The sequence below is a fragment of the Pseudomonas sp. NY8896 genome, from assembly GCF_039634505.1.
Genome location: NZ_CP132350.1, coordinates 1,413,658 through 1,429,210 on the forward strand (window position 1 = coordinate 1,413,658; position 15,553 = coordinate 1,429,210).

Genomic DNA, 15,553 nt, shown 5'->3' on the forward strand with positions numbered 1-15,553 from the left:
GATGCTAGCGGGAATCCACAGTGTTCGCCAAGATTTTGAATTCATTGGGCTTTTGTTTTCGAGAGATGGTTTGCCCGTGCCCGCGAAGGGGCTGGTAGAACCTCAGCGCAAATCAGCCTCTGGCACCGTAGTCTTCTGCGCAATCGCCTCTGGCCGCCACTGTTTACGGGCTACCGCCAGTACCTCAGCCGGCGTTGCCACCAGCAGCTCCGGGTCGGTGTCCTGCCCCAGTGCCCGCAAGGCTCGCAGCAACAACGGCGTTGCATGCTCCACCTGCAGCGGAGGCGAACGGTAGGACTTGCCCAGCTTGTGCCCGTCAGGCTGCACGATCAGCGGAATGTGCAGGTAACGCGGCTGCGAGAAGCCCAGCAGCTCTTGCAGGTACAGCTGGCGCGGGGTGTTGTCGAGCAGGTCGGCGCCGCGCACGATGTCGGTAACACCCTGCCAGGCATCGTCCAGCACCACCGCCAGTTGGTACGCATACAGCCCGTCACGGCGCTGGATGACGAAATCGCCCACCTCACGGCCCAGGTGCTGCTGGTACTCACCCTGCACCCGATCGGTGAAGCGGTAGATCAGTTCCGGCACCCGTAAGCGGATTGCCGCGCCTTCACGGGCATGCCCGGCATTGCGGCACAAGCCGGGGTAGATGCCGTTGTAGCCTTCAAGCTGCTTGCGCGAGCAGATGCAGGCATAGGCCAGGCCCATGTTGAACAGGCGGTCTACCACGGCGGCATAGGCATCGTGTCGCTGGCTCTGGAACACCACTTCGCCATCCCACTCCAGGCCATAACGCTCCAGGGTCTGCAGGATGGCATCACGGGCGCCAGGCATTTCCCGGGGTGGGTCGGTGTCTTCCATGCGCAGCAGCCAGCGGCCATTGACGGCGCGGGCATCGAGCCAGGAGGCGAGGGCGGCGACCAGCGAGCCAAAATGCAGGAAGCCGCTGGGGGTGGGGGCGAAGCGCCCGATGTAGCTGGAGTTGGTCATGGTCAGGCTGGGCACATAAATGAAACGGGGCGCATCAAGCGCCCCGTTCAGGTGGAAGAAAGATCAGCCTTTGCCGACCGTTTTTTCCTTTTTCTCGGCGATTTCCTTGCAGTCGAAGCACAGGTCTGCGGTAGGACGGGCTTCCAGACGGCGCAGGCCGATTTCGATACCGCACGATTCGCACCAGCCGTATTCATCGGCCTTGATCTTGTCGAGGGTCTTGTCGATTTTCTTGATCAGCTTGCGTTCGCGATCGCGATTACGCAGCTCCAGGGCGAATTCTTCTTCCTGGCTGGCGCGGTCGGCCGGGTCGGGGAAGTTGGCTGCTTCGTCCTTCATGTGGTCCACAGTGCGGTCCACACTGGTCATCAGCTCTTGCTTCCACGCGCCAAGAAGCTTGGTGAAGTGCTTTTTCATGGGCTCGCCCATGTACTCTTCACCCTTGGTTTCTACGTAGGGCTCGACACCGTACATGGTCTGGGCTTTTTGCTTTTCTACGGTGGACATGAATAGACCGCCTCTCACTCATCTGATCCAATGCGCAGGCTGCTCCATCTCCGGCACCCGCCGGCCCTGCGACTGCGAGCCGCCGAACTTACCAGATAGATCGGGGGTGCGCTACCCCGCCTGTTACTGGCAATTGACAGCGGCGCAAGCCACACGTTCGGTGGTGTGCAGAGGTAGAATCTCCAGTTTAGACCCAATTGAGAGAAGGTCATGGCCCACCCCTACAGTGCGCGCAGCCGCGCCATCGAACCCTTCCACGTCATGGCGCTGCTGGCCCGGGCCAACGAGCTGCAGGCGGCCGGGCACGACGTGATCCACCTGGAAATTGGCGAGCCGGACTTCACCACCGCCGCGCCCATCGTCGCCGCCGGCCAGGCCGCACTGGCCGCCGGGCACACCCGTTACACCGCCGCACGCGGCCTGCCGGCACTGCGCGAAGCGATTGCCGGCTTTTATGGCCAGCGCTATGGCCTGAGTATCGATCCGGAGCGCATTCTCATTACCCCAGGTGGCTCTGGCGCGCTGCTTCTGGCCAGCAGCCTGTTGGTCGACCCGGGCAAGCACTGGCTGCTGGCCGACCCGGGTTACCCGTGCAATCGCCACTTCCTGCGCCTGGTAGAGGGTGGGGCGCAGCTGGTGCCGGTGGGCCCGGAGGTGAATTACCAGCTGACCGCTGACCTGGTCGAGCGTTACTGGGACAAGGACTCGGTCGGTGCGCTGGTCGCTTCACCGGCTAACCCGACCGGTACGGTGCTGGGGCGCGAGGCGCTGGCCAGCCTTGCCAAAGCCACCCACGAGCGGCATGGTCACCTGGTGGTGGACGAGATCTACCATGGCCTCACCTATGGCATGGACGCACCTAGCGTGTTGGAAGTGGACGACTCGGCGTTCGTCCTGAATAGTTTTTCCAAGTATTTCGGCATGACCGGTTGGCGCCTTGGCTGGCTGGTGGCCCCACCCGGCGCGGTGGCTGACCTGGAGAAGCTGGCACAAAACCTGTACATCAGTGCACCGAGCATGGCCCAGCATGCCGCGTTGGCGTGCTTCCAGCCCGAAACCCTGGCCATTTTCGAAGAGCGCCGCGCCGAGTTCGCCCGCCGTCGCGACTATTTGCTGCCCGCCCTGCGCGAACTGGGCTTCCGCATTGCCGTCGAGCCGCAGGGCGCGTTCTACCTGTATGCCGACATCAGCGCATTTGGCGGTGACGCGTTCGCCTTTTGCCGACACTTCCTGGAGACCGAGCACCTGGCCTTCACGCCGGGCCTGGACTTCGGCCGCCACCTGGCCGGGCACCATGTGCGCTTTGCCTACACCCAGAGCCTGCCGCGCCTGGAAGAGGCGGTGCAGCGTATTGCCCGTGGCCTGCGGAGCTGGCAAGGCTGATGCGTTTCTTTCCCCCTCTTGAACAGGGCCGCCTGCTGCGCCGCTACAAGCGCTTTCTGGCCGATATCGAACTGACCAGCGGCGAGCAGATGACCATCCACTGCCCGAACACCGGTTCCATGCTCAACTGCATGCGTGAAGGCGGGCTGGTGTGGTTCAGCCGCTCCAACGACCCCAAGCGCAAGCTGCCGGGCACCTGGGAGATCAGCGAAACCCCACAAGGGCGGCTGGCCTGTGTGAATACTGGGCGGGCCAATGCGCTGGTCGAAGAGGCGCTGCGGGCCGGCACCATCGCCGAGTTGGCCGGCTTTACCGCGCTCAAGCGTGAAGTGGCCTATGGCGAGGAAGGCAGCCGCATCGACTTTCGTTTGGAGTTCGACGGGGCCCCGGTTTATGTCGAGGTCAAGAGCGTGACCCTGGGCTACCCCGACACTGCAGTCGCAGCCTTTCCCGATGCGGTGACGCAGCGCGGTGCCAAGCATTTGCGCGAGCTGGCGAAGTTGGCGCGGCAGGGGGTGCGGGCGGTGCAGCTGTATTGCGTGAACCTGACCGATGTAGAAGCCGTGCGCCCGGCCGAGGAAATCGATGCGGCGTATGCCCAGGCGCTGCGTGCCGCTGTGGCGGATGGGGTGGAGGTGCTGGCCTACGGCACCCGGTTGGATGCCGAAGGCATCGTCATCGACCGCCGCTTGCCAGTGCTGCTTAACCCTTGAACCAGATGCCCTGGCTGTCTTCGAGGCAGCCCAGGGCCTGCAGTTGATCACCCTCACAGGGGCCGGCCACGCATTCGCCGCTTTCTATCAGGAACAGCGCGCCATGATGGGCGCAGTGGATGAGGCTGGCGCCGTCGTCCAGAAACGCGTCTTCTGCCCAGTTCAGCGGGATGCCCCGGTGTGGACAGCGGTTGCGGTACAGGTAAACCTGGCCCTGGCGGCGCACGCCGAACAGTTCGAGCCCGTCTACGCTGAAGGCGCGGCTTTGGCCTTCGGCCAGGCCGTGGGAGTTACAAAGGAAATGCATGGCAAGGACGACTCGTGAAACACGTGATGGCTTGACGCTTCAATGCGAATAATTATCAAATTGCCCGCATTCGCTGCGCCCGACTGTCTATGGTGCGCAGTTCCGTCGCTCGCCACAAGGCGTGCGGCCCGCCTTCAGAAGGAACCCGATGATGCGCCGTCCCGCCGCTTTGCTCGCCTTATGCGCAAGCCTTGTGCTTTCTACCCAGGCCTTGGCGGCCGAACTGCCGCAACGCTGGGTCAGCGCGGGTGGCGCCCTGAGCGAGTGGATAGCCGCGCTGGGCGGTGAAGCCCGCCTGGTCGGAGTGGACACGACCAGCCAGCACCCGGCTTCGTTGAAATCGCTGCCTAGCGTGGGTTACCAGCGTCAGTTGTCGGCCGAAGGCATTCTCAGCCTGCGCCCGGATGTGCTGGTGGGCACCGAGGAAATGGGGCCGCCACCGGTACTGGCGCAAATCCACAAGGCGGGCGTGCGGGTCGAGTTGTTCTCCAGCAAGGCCGAGCTGGCGGCGGTGGACGAAAACCTCAAGCATCTGGGGCAGTTGCTCGGCGCAGAGCAGCAGGCTGCGACGCTGGCGACGGACTACCGCCAGCAGCTTGATGCGTTGCACGCCAAGGTCAAGCAGGCCCAGGCCGGGCAACAGGCGCCTGGGGTGGTGTTGCTGGTCGGCCATGCCGGCGCCAAGCCGCTGATTGCCGGGCAGGGCACGGCGGGTGACTGGCTGTTGGGCCAGGCTGGCGGGCGCAACCTTGCAGAGCACCAGGGCTACAAGAACTTCTCCAACGAAGCACTGGCGGCGCTGGACCCGGATGTGATCGTGTTTTCCGACCGGGCGCTGGCCGATGAGCAGGCCTTGCAGGCGCTGTTGAAAGAAAACCCCGCGCTGGCCGCTTCGCGGGCGGTGCGGGAGAAACGCCTGGTGTCACTGGACCCGACGCTGCTGGTCGGCGGGCTCGGGCCTCGCCTGCCAGCGACCTTGCAGTCGCTGGCAGCCACTTTCTACCCGGCAGCCCAGGCTAGCTTTGCGCAATGAAACAGCGGGTCCAGCCACGTACATTGTTCATTAGCCTGAGCCTGCTGTGCCTGTTGGCCGTCTGGCTGTCACTTGCGCTGGGCCCTGTCAGCCTGCCGCTGCTCGACACCCTGCGCGCCGGCCTGCGCCTGTTGGGGCTGCCGATTGCTGCTGATGGCCTGCAGCAGGCCGAGATGATTCTTGGCCAGATCCGCCTGCCGCGTACCCTGCTGGGGTTGGCGGTGGGTGCGGTGCTGGCGCTGTCCGGGGTGGCCATGCAGGGGCTGTTCCGCAACCCGTTGGCCGACCCTGGGCTGGTAGGGGTTGCAGCCGGGGCAGCGATGGGGGCAGCGGTCGCCATTGTCGGCGGCGCCTGGTTTGGTGGCATGCCGGATGCTTTCGCGCCTTATCTGCTGTCGTTCTGCGCTTTTGTCGGGGGGCTTGGAGTAACTGCGCTGGTCTACCGTCTGGGCCGTCGTGATGGCCAGACCAACGTCGCCACGATGTTATTGGCCGGTGTGGCCATGACCGCGCTGGGGGGCGCGGCCGTGGGGCTGTTTTCTTACCTGGCCGACGACGCCACCCTGCGCACACTGACCTTCTGGAACCTGGGCAGCCTCAATGGCGCCAGTTACGAACGCTTGTGGCCATTGTTGCTGGTGGCGGCCGGTGTGGCGATGTGGTTGCCACGGCGGGCCAAGGCGCTTAATGCCCTGCTGTTGGGTGAGTCAGAGGCGCGTCACCTGGGCGTTGACGTGGAGCGGCTCAAGCGTGAGCTGGTGTTCTGCACCGCGCTGGGCGTGGGCGCGGCAGTGGCTGCTGCGGGGCTGATCGGTTTTATCGGCCTGGTCGTGCCACACCTGGTACGCCTGCTGGCCGGGCCCGATCACCGCGTGGTGTTGCCGGCCTCGCTGCTGGCCGGCGGTGTGTTGATGTTGTTCGCCGACCTGGCAGCGCGCCTGCTGCTGGCGCCTGCCGAGCTGCCGATTGGCATCGTCACGGCATTTATCGGTGCGCCTTTCTTTCTGTTCCTGCTGATACGAGGGCGCAGCTGATGTTGCAAGTAGAGGGCCTGTATCTGCGCAGGGGCAGCAATGAGGTACTGCACGACATTCACCTGCAACTGCAGCCAGGGCAAGTAGTGGGCGTGCTTGGCCCCAACGGTGCCGGCAAGAGCAGCCTGCTGGGTGTGCTGTGCGGTGAGCTGGCGCCCGACCATGGGCGGGTGACGCTGCAAGGGCGACCTTTGGCCGATTGGGCTGGGCAGGAACGAGCCAGGCGCCTGGCGGTATTGCCGCAAGTGTCCAGCTTGGGTTTCTCGTTCCGGGTCGAGGAAGTGGTGGCCATGGGGCGTATGCCCCATGGCACCGGGCAGCGGCGTGATGCAGAAATTGTCCAGGCAGCCTTGCAGGCGGCAGATGCCTGGCACCTGGTGGCGCGCAGTTACCTGGCGTTGTCTGGCGGCGAGCGGCAGCGGGTGCACCTGGCCCGCGTACTGGCGCAGCTGTGGCCAGGGGAAGAGGGCAGCATATTGCTGCTCGACGAGCCGACCTCGATGCTCGACCCGCTGCATCAGCACACAACCCTGGAAGCCGTGCGCCGCTTCGCCGACAGTGGTGCTGCTGTGCTGGTGATCCTGCATGACCTGAACCTGGCGGCGCGTTACTGTGACCGTATCCTGTTGCTGGAGCAGGGGCGCTGCCATGCGTTTGCCTCCCCTGAAGAAGTGCTGACGCCAACGGCGTTGAGAGCAGTCTACGGTCTCGATGTGCTGGTGCAGGCGCACCCGGAGCGTGGGCATCCGCTGATCATTGCCCGCTAGGAGGCATTGCCGATGCGTCACCTGCTGCTGTCCGGTTTTTCGTTTTGCCTGATGTTGTCATTGGGCGGCTGCCAGGCCAGCTTGCCGCCAATGCCCGCTTGGCAGAGCAGTGAAGGGCGCACGCATGCCGAGTTGGGGCGCATCATCGACCTTGCCGATGGCCAGGTAATCAGCGCACGGCAGCTGGTGCAGCGCCTTGCTGTCGCACCCCGTGTGCTGGTTGGCGAAAAACATGACAACCCTGACCATCACGCGCTTCAGCTTTGGCTGCTGCGTGCATTGCAGGGCCAGCGTGCGCAAGGCAGCCTGTTGCTGGAAATGCTGCAGCCCGAGCAGCAACCGCTGGTCGACAAGGTGCAGGGGCAGCCTTTGCCGGCAGACCTGCCCAAGGCGCTGGCCTGGCAGGAGGGCTGGGATTGGCAGATGTACGGGCCAATTGTCAGCGAAGCCTTGCAGCAGCGGGTGCCTTTGCTGGCAGCCAACATTTCACCCGGCGAAATGCGCCAGGCCTATCGACAGCCGGCTCCGCTGCAGGGCGAAAAGTCCAATGCACCGGCGGTAAGGGCCGCCCTGTTGGAGCAGGTGCGCGCCGGGCATTGCGGCATGCTGCCGGAAAGCCAGCTGCCGGCGATGCTGGCCGTGCAGCAGCAGCGCGACCGCCGGATGGCCGAGCGCCTGCTGGCGGCGCCGCAGCCGTCGCTGCTGTTCGCCGGGGCCTATCACGTGCGCAAGGACCTGGGCATACCTTTGCACCTGGCAGACCTGGGGGCGTCGGGGGAGAGCAAGGTTTTGCTGCTGGCTGAGGTGGGCGAGCAGGTCGCACCAGGCGAGGCCGATTATGTGTGGTACACGGCAGCGATGCCGGAGCAGGATTACTGCGCGCAGCTGCGGCGGTAGCCCTGTAGAAATCACAGGCAAAAAAAGACCCGGCAAATTGCCGGGTCAATAACCGTGATTAGCCTGATGAGGAGATAATCTGAGAGTCCGAACCAGGGGCTCTTAGCTTATCCAACCAGTCTCGCGACCAGTTGTGATAATCATAACGATTCTCATTTAACAGTCAATCCCCTTACCAGGATTATTTTGGATTTTTTTGCGTAGGGCTTTTCGCGTCCAGTTGTTGGTTTAGCGCTTCCTTACGTTCGAGCGGCAAATCGTTCCAGTGCATGTCCAGCAGGGCGCCTTCGATGGCGTACAACAGCACCTTGGAGGCGCGGAACCCTCGTGTCTTCACGGCCTGGTATGCACCCACCGCACCCAGGCGGCGCAGATCCGATGCGCTGTGGATGCCGGCGGCATGCAGCCACTGCGCAGAGGTCTTGCCAAGGTTCTTCAGGTGCTGCAATTCATCGTTCATCGAGCCTCCTTGCGATGGCTGAACGGGGAATGGGGATAAATCGCGAGCAGGTCAGAAAGGAGTGTAGCGGGGGTTAAGAATTACGCGGCCTTTTGCCATCGGGGGCGATGAGAGGACCTGTACCGGCCGCTACACGGGCTTGCCCGCGAAGTGGCCGGTAAAGGAAAACGGCGAACTTACAGGCCAGGCAAGCGCTGACGAACCTGTTCGATCACCTGGTCCATGCTGCCAGCGTCCTGGGTGTCGACCCGGGTGCTCTGCACCAGCTCCTGCGCATCCAGTGCTTCACGGCTGGCCTGTTGGGCCTTGACCACGTCCAGGGTGGCATCCGACGGGTCGCTGTTTTCGGCCTGACGCTGCTCCAGCCAGCTGGCGATGACCGCCTCTGGTGCATGGCAGTCGAGGATCAGGAACGGTACGCCGGTCTGGCTGGCGACGTCTGCCGCAGCCTGGCGCTGTTCATGCTTGAGGTAGGTGGCATCCAACACCACCGGGAAGCCGGCTCGCAGAATGGTTGCTGCGACTTGATGCAGGCGTTGGTAAGTGGCGGCACTGGCACCCTGGTCATAAATGCCGGAGGCCAGCTGACCGGCGTTCTCTTGTGGCTGTTCGCCGAACAGGCGCTTGCGCTCGACATCGGAGCGCACGCGAATGGCGCCCAAGGCTTCGACCAGGCGCATTGCCACGTGGCTCTTGCCCACTGCCGAGACGCCATGGGTGATAGCCAGCAGCCGCGAAGGGATGGCGCTGTAGCTTTCCGCCAGGTTGGCGTAGTTGCGGTAGGTGCGCAAAGTCGTGGCCCGTTGCACGCCATCGGCATTGGCCGGCATGCTGAACAGTGCGACCTTGGCCCGCACCAGGGCGCGATAGGCTTTATAGAAGTTCAGCACTTCCAGGCCTTCATAATCGCCGGTCAACTCCAGGTATTGGCTGATGAAGCGTCGTGCCAGGCACTTGAGGCCGCGATCTTCCAAGTCCATGGCGAGGAAGCCGGTGTCGGCCCACACATCGGTCATGCGGAACGGTTCGTTGAACTCGATGCAGTCGAAGATCACCACCTGGCCGTTGATCAGGGTGGCGTTGCCCAGGTGGATGTCGCCATGGCACTCGCGGGTGAAGCCATTGGCCTTGCGCGAGGCGAACAGGCCTTGCAGCCGCTCGAAACTGCTCCGCGCCCAAGCTTGCAGGTTGTCCAGTTGCAGCAGGTCGGCCTTGTCGCTCAGGAATGGGCGGATCTGCTCGAAGTTCTGCTCGACCGGGGCCATGACGCTTTCAGGCGAGCCGTAGGGCTGTTCGGCAGCTACCTTGGGCGTCTGCAGGTGGAATTCAGCGATCTGCCGGGCCATTTGGTCGATGTGCATGGCGTTCAGCTCGCCATTGGCCTGCAGGGTGCTGAGCATTTGCCCCTGGGGGAACTGGCGCATCTTCAGTGCGTATTCGATAGCTTCGCCGTTACCACCGATCTGCGGTGCATCAACACTGCCGGTGATCGGCAGCACTTCCAGGTACAAGCCTTCGGTCAGGCGCTGGTTCAGGCGCAACTCTTCGTTGCAAAAATGCTGGCGCTGGTCCAAGCCGGTAAAGTCAAGGAAGCCAAAGTTCATCGGTTTCTTGATCTTGTAGGCGTACTCGCCGGTGAGCAGTACCCAGGAGATATGCGTCTCGATGAGCTGGAACCCATCCACGGGGTGAGGGTACAGGGCTGGGTTCTGCAACGCAGTGATAAGAGCTTGGCTCACGGCAAATCCTTCCGGGGCAAGGGAATTCGAATGCGCCATTATGGTCAATGGTGCCGTCCCTGCCTACCGCTGGGCCGTCTGCCCAGCCTTTATAAAGTGCGTATAATCCGCCGCCATGACCCGAACTCGAAATCCCCGCACCCCTCAGAAACGCCCGACCGGCCGCTCCCGCGCCTGGCTGGGCTGGGCTTTGAAGCTCAGCCTGGTAGGCCTGGTGATCGTTGCCGGCTTCGCGGTTTACCTCGATGCCGTCGTCCAGGAGAAGTTCTCCGGCAAGCGCTGGACCATCCCGGCCAAGGTGTATGCCCGGCCGCTGGAGTTGTTCACCGGCCAGAAACTGAGCAAGAACGACTTCCTCACCGAGCTCGATGCACTCGGCTACCGACGCGAAAGCGCGGCCAACGGCCCAGGGGCGGCGGCGGTCAACGGCAATACCGTCGATCTCAATACCCGTGGCTTCCAGTTCTACGAGGGCATGGAGCCGGCGCAGTTCGTTCGCGTGCGTTTCTCAGGGGATTACGTGGCGGGCCTTTCTGCTGCCAATGGCAAGGCGCTTGACGTTGTGCGCCTGGAGCCGCTGATGATCGGCGGCATCTACCCGAAGAACCTTGAAGACCGCATCTTGATCAAGATCGACCAGGTCCCCAAATACCTGCTCGAAACCCTGGTGGCGACGGAGGACCGCGACTTCTACAGCCACTACGGTGTGTCGCCCAAGTCCATCGCCCGGGCCATGTGGGTCAACACGTCGTCCGGCTCGATGCGCCAGGGCGGCAGTACCCTGACCCAGCAGTTGGTGAAGAACTTCTACCTCAGCAGCGAGCGCAGCCTCAGCCGCAAGCTGACCGAGGCGATGATGGCGATGCTGCTCGAACTGCACTACGACAAGCGTGAAATCCTCGAGGCGTACCTCAACGAGGTGTTCGTTGGCCAGGACGGTCAGCGTGCCGTGCACGGCTTTGGCCTGGCCAGTCAGTTCTTCTTCAGCCAACCACTGTCGGAGCTGAAACTGCACCAGATCGCCCTGCTGGTGGGCATGGTCAAAGGCCCGTCCTACTACAACCCGCGGCGTTACCCTGATCGCGCCCTGGCTCGGCGCAACCTGGTGCTCGACCTGGTGGCCGAGCAGGGCGTGGCCAGCCAGGCGGAAGTCGATGCAGCGAAGAAGATGCCGCTGGGTGTGACCAAGCGCGGCAGCCTGGCCGACAGCTCGTTCCCGGCCTTCCTCGACCTGGTCAAGCGTCAATTGCGCCAGGACTACCGCGACGAAGACTTGACCGAAGAAGGTCTGCGCATTTTCACCAGTTTCGACCCGATCCTGCAGATGAAGGCCGAAACCTCGATGAGCGAGACCTTCAAGCGCCTGGCGGGCCGCAAGGGTGCCGACGAAGTGGAGTCGGCAATGGTGGTGACCAACCCTGAGACGGGTGAAGTGCAGGCACTCATCGGCAGCCGTCAGGCAGGTTTTGCCGGCTTCAACCGGGCGATCGACGCCGTGCGGCCGATCGGCTCGCTGGTCAAGCCGTCCGTGTACCTGACAGCGCTGGAGCAGCCAAGCAAATACACCCTCACCAGCTGGGTGCAGGACGAGCCATTCTCGGTCAAGGGCGCCGACGGCCAGGTCTGGCGCCCACAAAACTACGACCGTCGCCCGCATGGCACCATCTACCTGTACCAGGGGCTGGCCAACTCGTACAACCTGTCTACCGCCAAGCTCGGGCTGGAAGTGGGTGTGCCCAATGTGATCAAGACCATTGGCCGGTTGGGGGTGAATGTCGACTGGCCAGCGTTCCCGGCCATGCTGCTGGGGGCCGGCGGCATGTCGCCGATGCAGGTCGCGACCATGTACCAGACCATCGCCAACGGCGGCTTCAACACCCCGATGCGCGGCATCCGCAGTGTGCTTACCGCTGAGGGCGAGCCGCTCAAGCGCTACCCGTTCCAGATCCAGCAAACCTTCGACCCGGGTGCCATCTACCTGGTGCAGAACGCCATGCAACGGGTAATGCGCGAAGGTACCGGGCGCTCGGTGTACAACACCTTGCCACGTTCGCTGACCCTGGCGGGCAAGACCGGCACCAGTAACGATTCGCGTGACAGCTGGTTCTCCGGCTTCAGCCAAGACCTGCTGGCCGTGGTGTGGATGGGGCGTGACGATAACGGCAAAACGCCATTTACCGGCGCCACCGGTGCCCTGCAGGTGTGGACCAGCTTCATGAAGAAAGCCGACCCGCTGCCGCTGGACATGCCGCAACCGGACAACGTGGTGCAGGCCTGGATCGACCCCTACACGGGCCGTGGGTCTGATGGCAGCTGTCCGGGAGCAGTGCAGATGCCGTATATTCGCGGCAGTGAACCGCCCGCCGGCGCGACCTGTGGCGGCGAGGAGAATCCTGCCGAGTCGGTCATGGACTGGGTCAAGGGCTGGATGAATTAAGCACAGGCTGCATTGATGAGGTGTGACGTGAACAAGTGGCTGTTTCCTGCCGTGACGGCGTTGGCTGTGCTCCAGGGGTGCTCCAGCGTCCCGCGCGGCAATATTCCGGTGGTCGATTCGAGCACCCGCGTGTCCAACAGCGAACGCGTGACGGCCAACCGCTCGGCGGGCGGCTATAGCACCGGCACCGCCCAGGCGCAGACGCTTGCGGAGGATTCCGGCGTTACCGTGATGATTCCGCAGGGCGCAGGCGCTTCGGGTATCCAGACGTTCCCGGCGGCCAATGGCGCAGCGCCGATCAGCACCTCGCCGATCACCCCGGGGCCGATCAGCACTGGCCCTGTCAGTTCGGCGCCGATGACCACCAACCCCAACCCGATTGCCGACGAGCCGTTCGACATCGCGGCGATGAACAACGCCCCGCAAAGCACCAGCGCGCCAACCGGTATTCCGCGTAGCACCGCTGCTGCCGGTGGCCTGTCGGCCGACGAGCAGTTGGACGGGCCGGTGCTGGCACTGCTGACCACCGCCAAGACCCAGCAGGGCAGTGGAGACTTCAACGGTGCCGCCTCGAGCCTGGAGCGTGCCCAGCGCATTGCGCCGCGTGAGCCGCAAGTGTTGTACCGCCTGGCCCAGGTGCGCCTTTCGCAAGGTGATGCCGCGCAGGCCGAGCAACTGGCGCGCCGTGCCCTGACTTACGCCAACGGCCGCCCAAGCCTGCAGGCGGAGCTATGGAACACCATCGCCCAGGCCCGTGAAAAGCAGGGTGACAGCGCTGGCGCTGCGCTGGCCCGGCAAAAGGCGCGGGTCAATTCGTGATGATCGAGCAGCGCATTCTGGATATTGCCGACCACCTGCTGCTGATCGAGCGTGAACTGCAGGTGCAAGGCTGGTGGGACGACGAGCCACCAAGCGACGAGGCACTGGCCAGCACAGTACCGTTCGCCGTCGATACCCTCAGTTTCGAGCAGTGGCTGCAATGGATCTTCCTGCCACGCATGAAGATCATTATCGAGTTGGGCCACCCGCTGCCCAATGCCTCGAGCATCCTGGTCATGGCCGAAACCGTGTTTACCGACCGGCCGGAGCAAAGTCGCGAGCTACGCCGTCTGTTGGCAGCTTTTGACCAATTGATCGCTCCTTCCGCCTGATTTCTTCAGTTTTTTCGTCAAGGGCCGCAGATTGTGGCCCTTTTTTTTGGAAATCTTATTAAATCTGCTGCTGAAGCGATTTTTAGTGGTGGCAGGAATTCATCTTGGGGAAAAATTGGCAATAATTTTTCTTGACTTGTTGGCGCCGAATCACAAGAATCCAACTTCCGCTGTAGAGGGACTGCCAGAAGCAGACCCGCTAAGCAGATCATGAGGTGCACACCCGCGCCGACCTGTTACACCCCGCAACGCGTTACCTCGCGCTGGGTGGGAAATCCCCGCAACACTCTGGGGGGCTCCCAATACTTGCTCAGTCAGTGCTGACGTTTTCGCTCATGCTCTGCTTGGCAGTAAACCTATTAAGACCCGTCCACTAGGGACGGTATTCTGGCGTTTTAGAGGTGAACAACGTGGAGCTTTTATCTGGCGCTGAGATGGTCGTCCGCTTCTTGCGTGACGAAGGCGTTAAGCACATCTACGGGTACCCTGGTGGTGCTCTCCTGCATGTTTACGACGCACTGTTCAAAGAACCGGAAGTGGAACACATCCTGGTTCGTCACGAGCAGGCGGCAACCCATATGGCGGACGGCTACGCCCGCGCCACCGGCAAGGCCGGTGTGGTGCTGGTAACCTCCGGCCCAGGCGCGACCAATGCCATCACCGGCATTGCCACCGCCTACATGGACTCGATTCCGATGGTCATCCTGTCCGGCCAGGTGCCTAGCACCATGGTGGGCACCGATGCCTTCCAGGAAACCGACATGATCGGTATCTCGCGGCCGATCGTGAAGCACAGCTTCATGATCAAGAACCCGACCGAGATCCCGGAAGTTCTGAAAAAGGCTTTCTACCTGGCGCAATCCGGTCGCCCAGGTCCAGTCGTGGTCGACATTCCAAAAGATATGACCAACCCGGCTGAGAAGTTTGAATACGTCTACCCGAAAAAGGTCAAACTGCGCTCCTACAGCCCAGCGGTCCGCGGCCACTCCGGCCAGATCCGCAAGGCTGCCGAGATGCTCCTGGCTGCCAAGCGCCCGATCGTCTACTCCGGCGGCGGCGTGATCCTCGGTGGTGGCTCTGAAGCCCTGACCGAAATCGCCAAGTCGCTGAACCTGCCGGTCACCAACACCCTCATGGGGTTGGGTGGCTTCCCGGGTACTGACCGCCAGTTCCTCGGCATGCTCGGCATGCACGGTAGCTACACCGCCAACATGGCCATGCACAATGCCGACGTGATCTTCGCGGTGGGTGCTCGTTTCGACGACCGCGTGGTAAACGGCCCGGCCAAGTTCTGCCCGAATGCCAAGATCATCCATGTCGATATCGACCCAGCGTCGATTTCGAAGATGATCAAGGCCGACGTGCCAATCGTCGGCCCGGTCGACAGCGTGCTCAGCGAAATGCTCGGCATCCTCAAGGAAATCGGCGAGCAGCCCGACAAGGCGGCGCTGGATGCCTGGTGGAAGCAGATCGACGAATGGCGTGGCAATGGTGAGATGTTCCCCTATGACAAGGGCGACGGTAATGTCATCAAGCCGCAGAAAGTCATCGAGACCCTGTGCGAAGTGACCCATGGCGACGCCTTCGTCACCTCCGACGTGGGCCAGCACCAGATGTTCGCGGCGCAGTACTACCGCTTCAACAAGCCAAACCGTTGGATCAACTCCGGCGGCCTGGGCACCATGGGCTTCGGCTTCCCGGCGGCGATGGGCGTCAAGCTCAACTTCCCGGACCAGGACGTGGCCTGCGTGACTGGCGAAGGCAGCATCCAGATGAACATCCAGGAGCTGTCCACCTGCATGCAGTACGGCCTGCCGGTGAAGATCGTCAACCTGAACAACGGTGTGTTGGGCATGGTCCGCCAGTGGCAGGACATGGCTTACAACGGTCGTCACTCGCACTCGTACGTCGAGTCGTTGCCTGACTTCATCAAGCTGGCCGAGGCCTATGGCCATGTGGGCATCCGCATCACCAGCCTGAAGGACCTCAAGCCGAAGCTGGAAGAAGCGTTTGCGATGAAGGACCGCCTGGTGTTCATCGACATCGCGGTTGACCGCAGTGAGCACGTCTATCCGATGCAGATCAAGGACGGCTCGATGCGTGACATGTGGCTGAGCAAGACGGAGCGTACCTGA

15 protein-coding genes are annotated in these 15,553 nt (G+C 62.9%); 10 read left to right on the top strand and 5 right to left on the bottom strand.

The annotated features are described in order from the left end of the window. Positions 1-102: 102 nt before the first annotated feature. Together gluQRS and dksA are read right to left on the bottom strand one after the other, a co-directional pair. Positions 103-990 carry a tRNA glutamyl-Q(34) synthetase GluQRS gene (gene gluQRS / locus Q9451_RS06245; protein WP_012274225.1) on the bottom strand — a complete coding sequence of 296 codons (888 nt, stop codon included), beginning with the start codon at positions 988-990 and terminating at the stop codon, positions 103-105. 63 nt (positions 991-1,053) lie between these two features. Next, entirely contained in the window at positions 1,054-1,497 is a 444-nt protein-coding gene (gene dksA, locus Q9451_RS06250) for an RNA polymerase-binding protein DksA (protein WP_012274224.1), read from the bottom strand. Between the two features lie 210 nt (positions 1,498-1,707). On the opposite strand from dksA, the gene Q9451_RS06255 reads away from it, so the two are divergent. Then, the gene (locus Q9451_RS06255) at positions 1,708-2,880 is read left to right on the top strand and encodes a pyridoxal phosphate-dependent aminotransferase (RefSeq protein WP_012274223.1); all 1,173 of its coding nucleotides are present in this window, start codon (positions 1,708-1,710) and stop codon (positions 2,878-2,880) included. Continuing rightward, on the top strand, positions 2,880-3,593 hold the full coding sequence (sfsA, locus tag Q9451_RS06260; RefSeq protein ID WP_012274222.1) for a DNA/RNA nuclease SfsA: 714 nt from the start codon (positions 2,880-2,882) through the stop codon (positions 3,591-3,593). Before Q9451_RS06255 ends, sfsA begins: the two co-directional genes overlap by 1 nt. On the opposite strand, the gene Q9451_RS06265 is transcribed toward sfsA, so the two are convergent. Then, a complete protein-coding gene (locus Q9451_RS06265; protein WP_012274221.1) occupies positions 3,583-3,900 on the bottom strand; it encodes a Rieske (2Fe-2S) protein in 318 nt (105 codons plus the stop codon). The two genes, sfsA and Q9451_RS06265, sit on opposite strands and share 11 nt — an antisense overlap. Before the next feature lie 148 nt (positions 3,901-4,048). Here Q9451_RS06265 and Q9451_RS06270 point away from each other — a divergent pair, with 148 nt between their 5' ends. The 4 genes from Q9451_RS06270 to Q9451_RS06285 are packed head-to-tail and all read left to right on the top strand — an operon-like array spanning position 4,049 to position 7,631. Next, positions 4,049-4,933, top strand: coding sequence for an ABC transporter substrate-binding protein (locus tag Q9451_RS06270; RefSeq protein WP_012274220.1), 885 nt, complete (start codon positions 4,049-4,051; stop codon positions 4,931-4,933). Between the two features lie 50 nt (positions 4,934-4,983). Beyond that, complete coding sequence (locus tag Q9451_RS06275) at positions 4,984-5,967, top strand: iron ABC transporter permease (RefSeq protein ID WP_171577278.1); 984 nt, start codon at positions 4,984-4,986, stop codon at positions 5,965-5,967. Continuing rightward, positions 5,967-6,734 carry a heme ABC transporter ATP-binding protein gene (locus tag Q9451_RS06280; RefSeq protein WP_012274218.1) on the top strand — a complete coding sequence of 256 codons (768 nt, stop codon included), beginning with the start codon at positions 5,967-5,969 and terminating at the stop codon, positions 6,732-6,734. The genes Q9451_RS06275 and Q9451_RS06280 overlap by 1 nt, the downstream gene beginning before the upstream one ends. A gap of 12 nt (positions 6,735-6,746) precedes the next feature. Continuing rightward, positions 6,747-7,631 (top strand): ChaN family lipoprotein, encoded by an 885-nt coding sequence (locus tag Q9451_RS06285; protein ID WP_012274217.1) that lies wholly within the window; start codon positions 6,747-6,749, stop codon positions 7,629-7,631. Between the two features lie 181 nt (positions 7,632-7,812). On the opposite strand, the gene Q9451_RS06290 is transcribed toward Q9451_RS06285, so the two are convergent. Both Q9451_RS06290 and Q9451_RS06295 read right to left on the bottom strand, forming a co-directional pair. After that, positions 7,813-8,091, bottom strand: a complete 279-nt coding sequence (locus Q9451_RS06290; protein WP_012274216.1) for a TfoX/Sxy family protein — start codon at positions 8,089-8,091, stop codon at positions 7,813-7,815. A gap of 176 nt (positions 8,092-8,267) precedes the next feature. Then, complete coding sequence (locus Q9451_RS06295; RefSeq protein ID WP_012274215.1) at positions 8,268-9,830, bottom strand: bifunctional aminoglycoside phosphotransferase/ATP-binding protein; 1,563 nt, start codon at positions 9,828-9,830, stop codon at positions 8,268-8,270. A 115-nt stretch (positions 9,831-9,945) separates the two neighbouring features. Here Q9451_RS06295 and mrcB point away from each other — a divergent pair, with 115 nt between their 5' ends. The 4 genes from mrcB (at position 9,946) to Q9451_RS06315 (ending at position 15,553) form a co-directional block, all read left to right on the top strand. Then, a complete protein-coding gene (gene mrcB, locus Q9451_RS06300) occupies positions 9,946-12,267 on the top strand; it encodes a penicillin-binding protein 1B (RefSeq protein ID WP_012274214.1) in 2,322 nt (773 codons plus the stop codon). 15 nt (positions 12,268-12,282) lie between these two features. Further along, positions 12,283-13,086, top strand: a complete 804-nt coding sequence (locus Q9451_RS06305) for a tetratricopeptide repeat protein (protein ID WP_012274213.1) — start codon at positions 12,283-12,285, stop codon at positions 13,084-13,086. After that, entirely contained in the window at positions 13,086-13,418 is a 333-nt protein-coding gene (locus tag Q9451_RS06310) for a YqcC family protein (protein WP_019099850.1), read from the top strand. The genes Q9451_RS06305 and Q9451_RS06310 overlap by 1 nt, the downstream gene beginning before the upstream one ends. Positions 13,419-13,828: 410 nt before the next feature. After that, positions 13,829-15,553 carry an acetolactate synthase 3 large subunit gene (locus tag Q9451_RS06315; protein ID WP_012274211.1) on the top strand — a complete coding sequence of 575 codons (1,725 nt, stop codon included), beginning with the start codon at positions 13,829-13,831 and terminating at the stop codon, positions 15,551-15,553.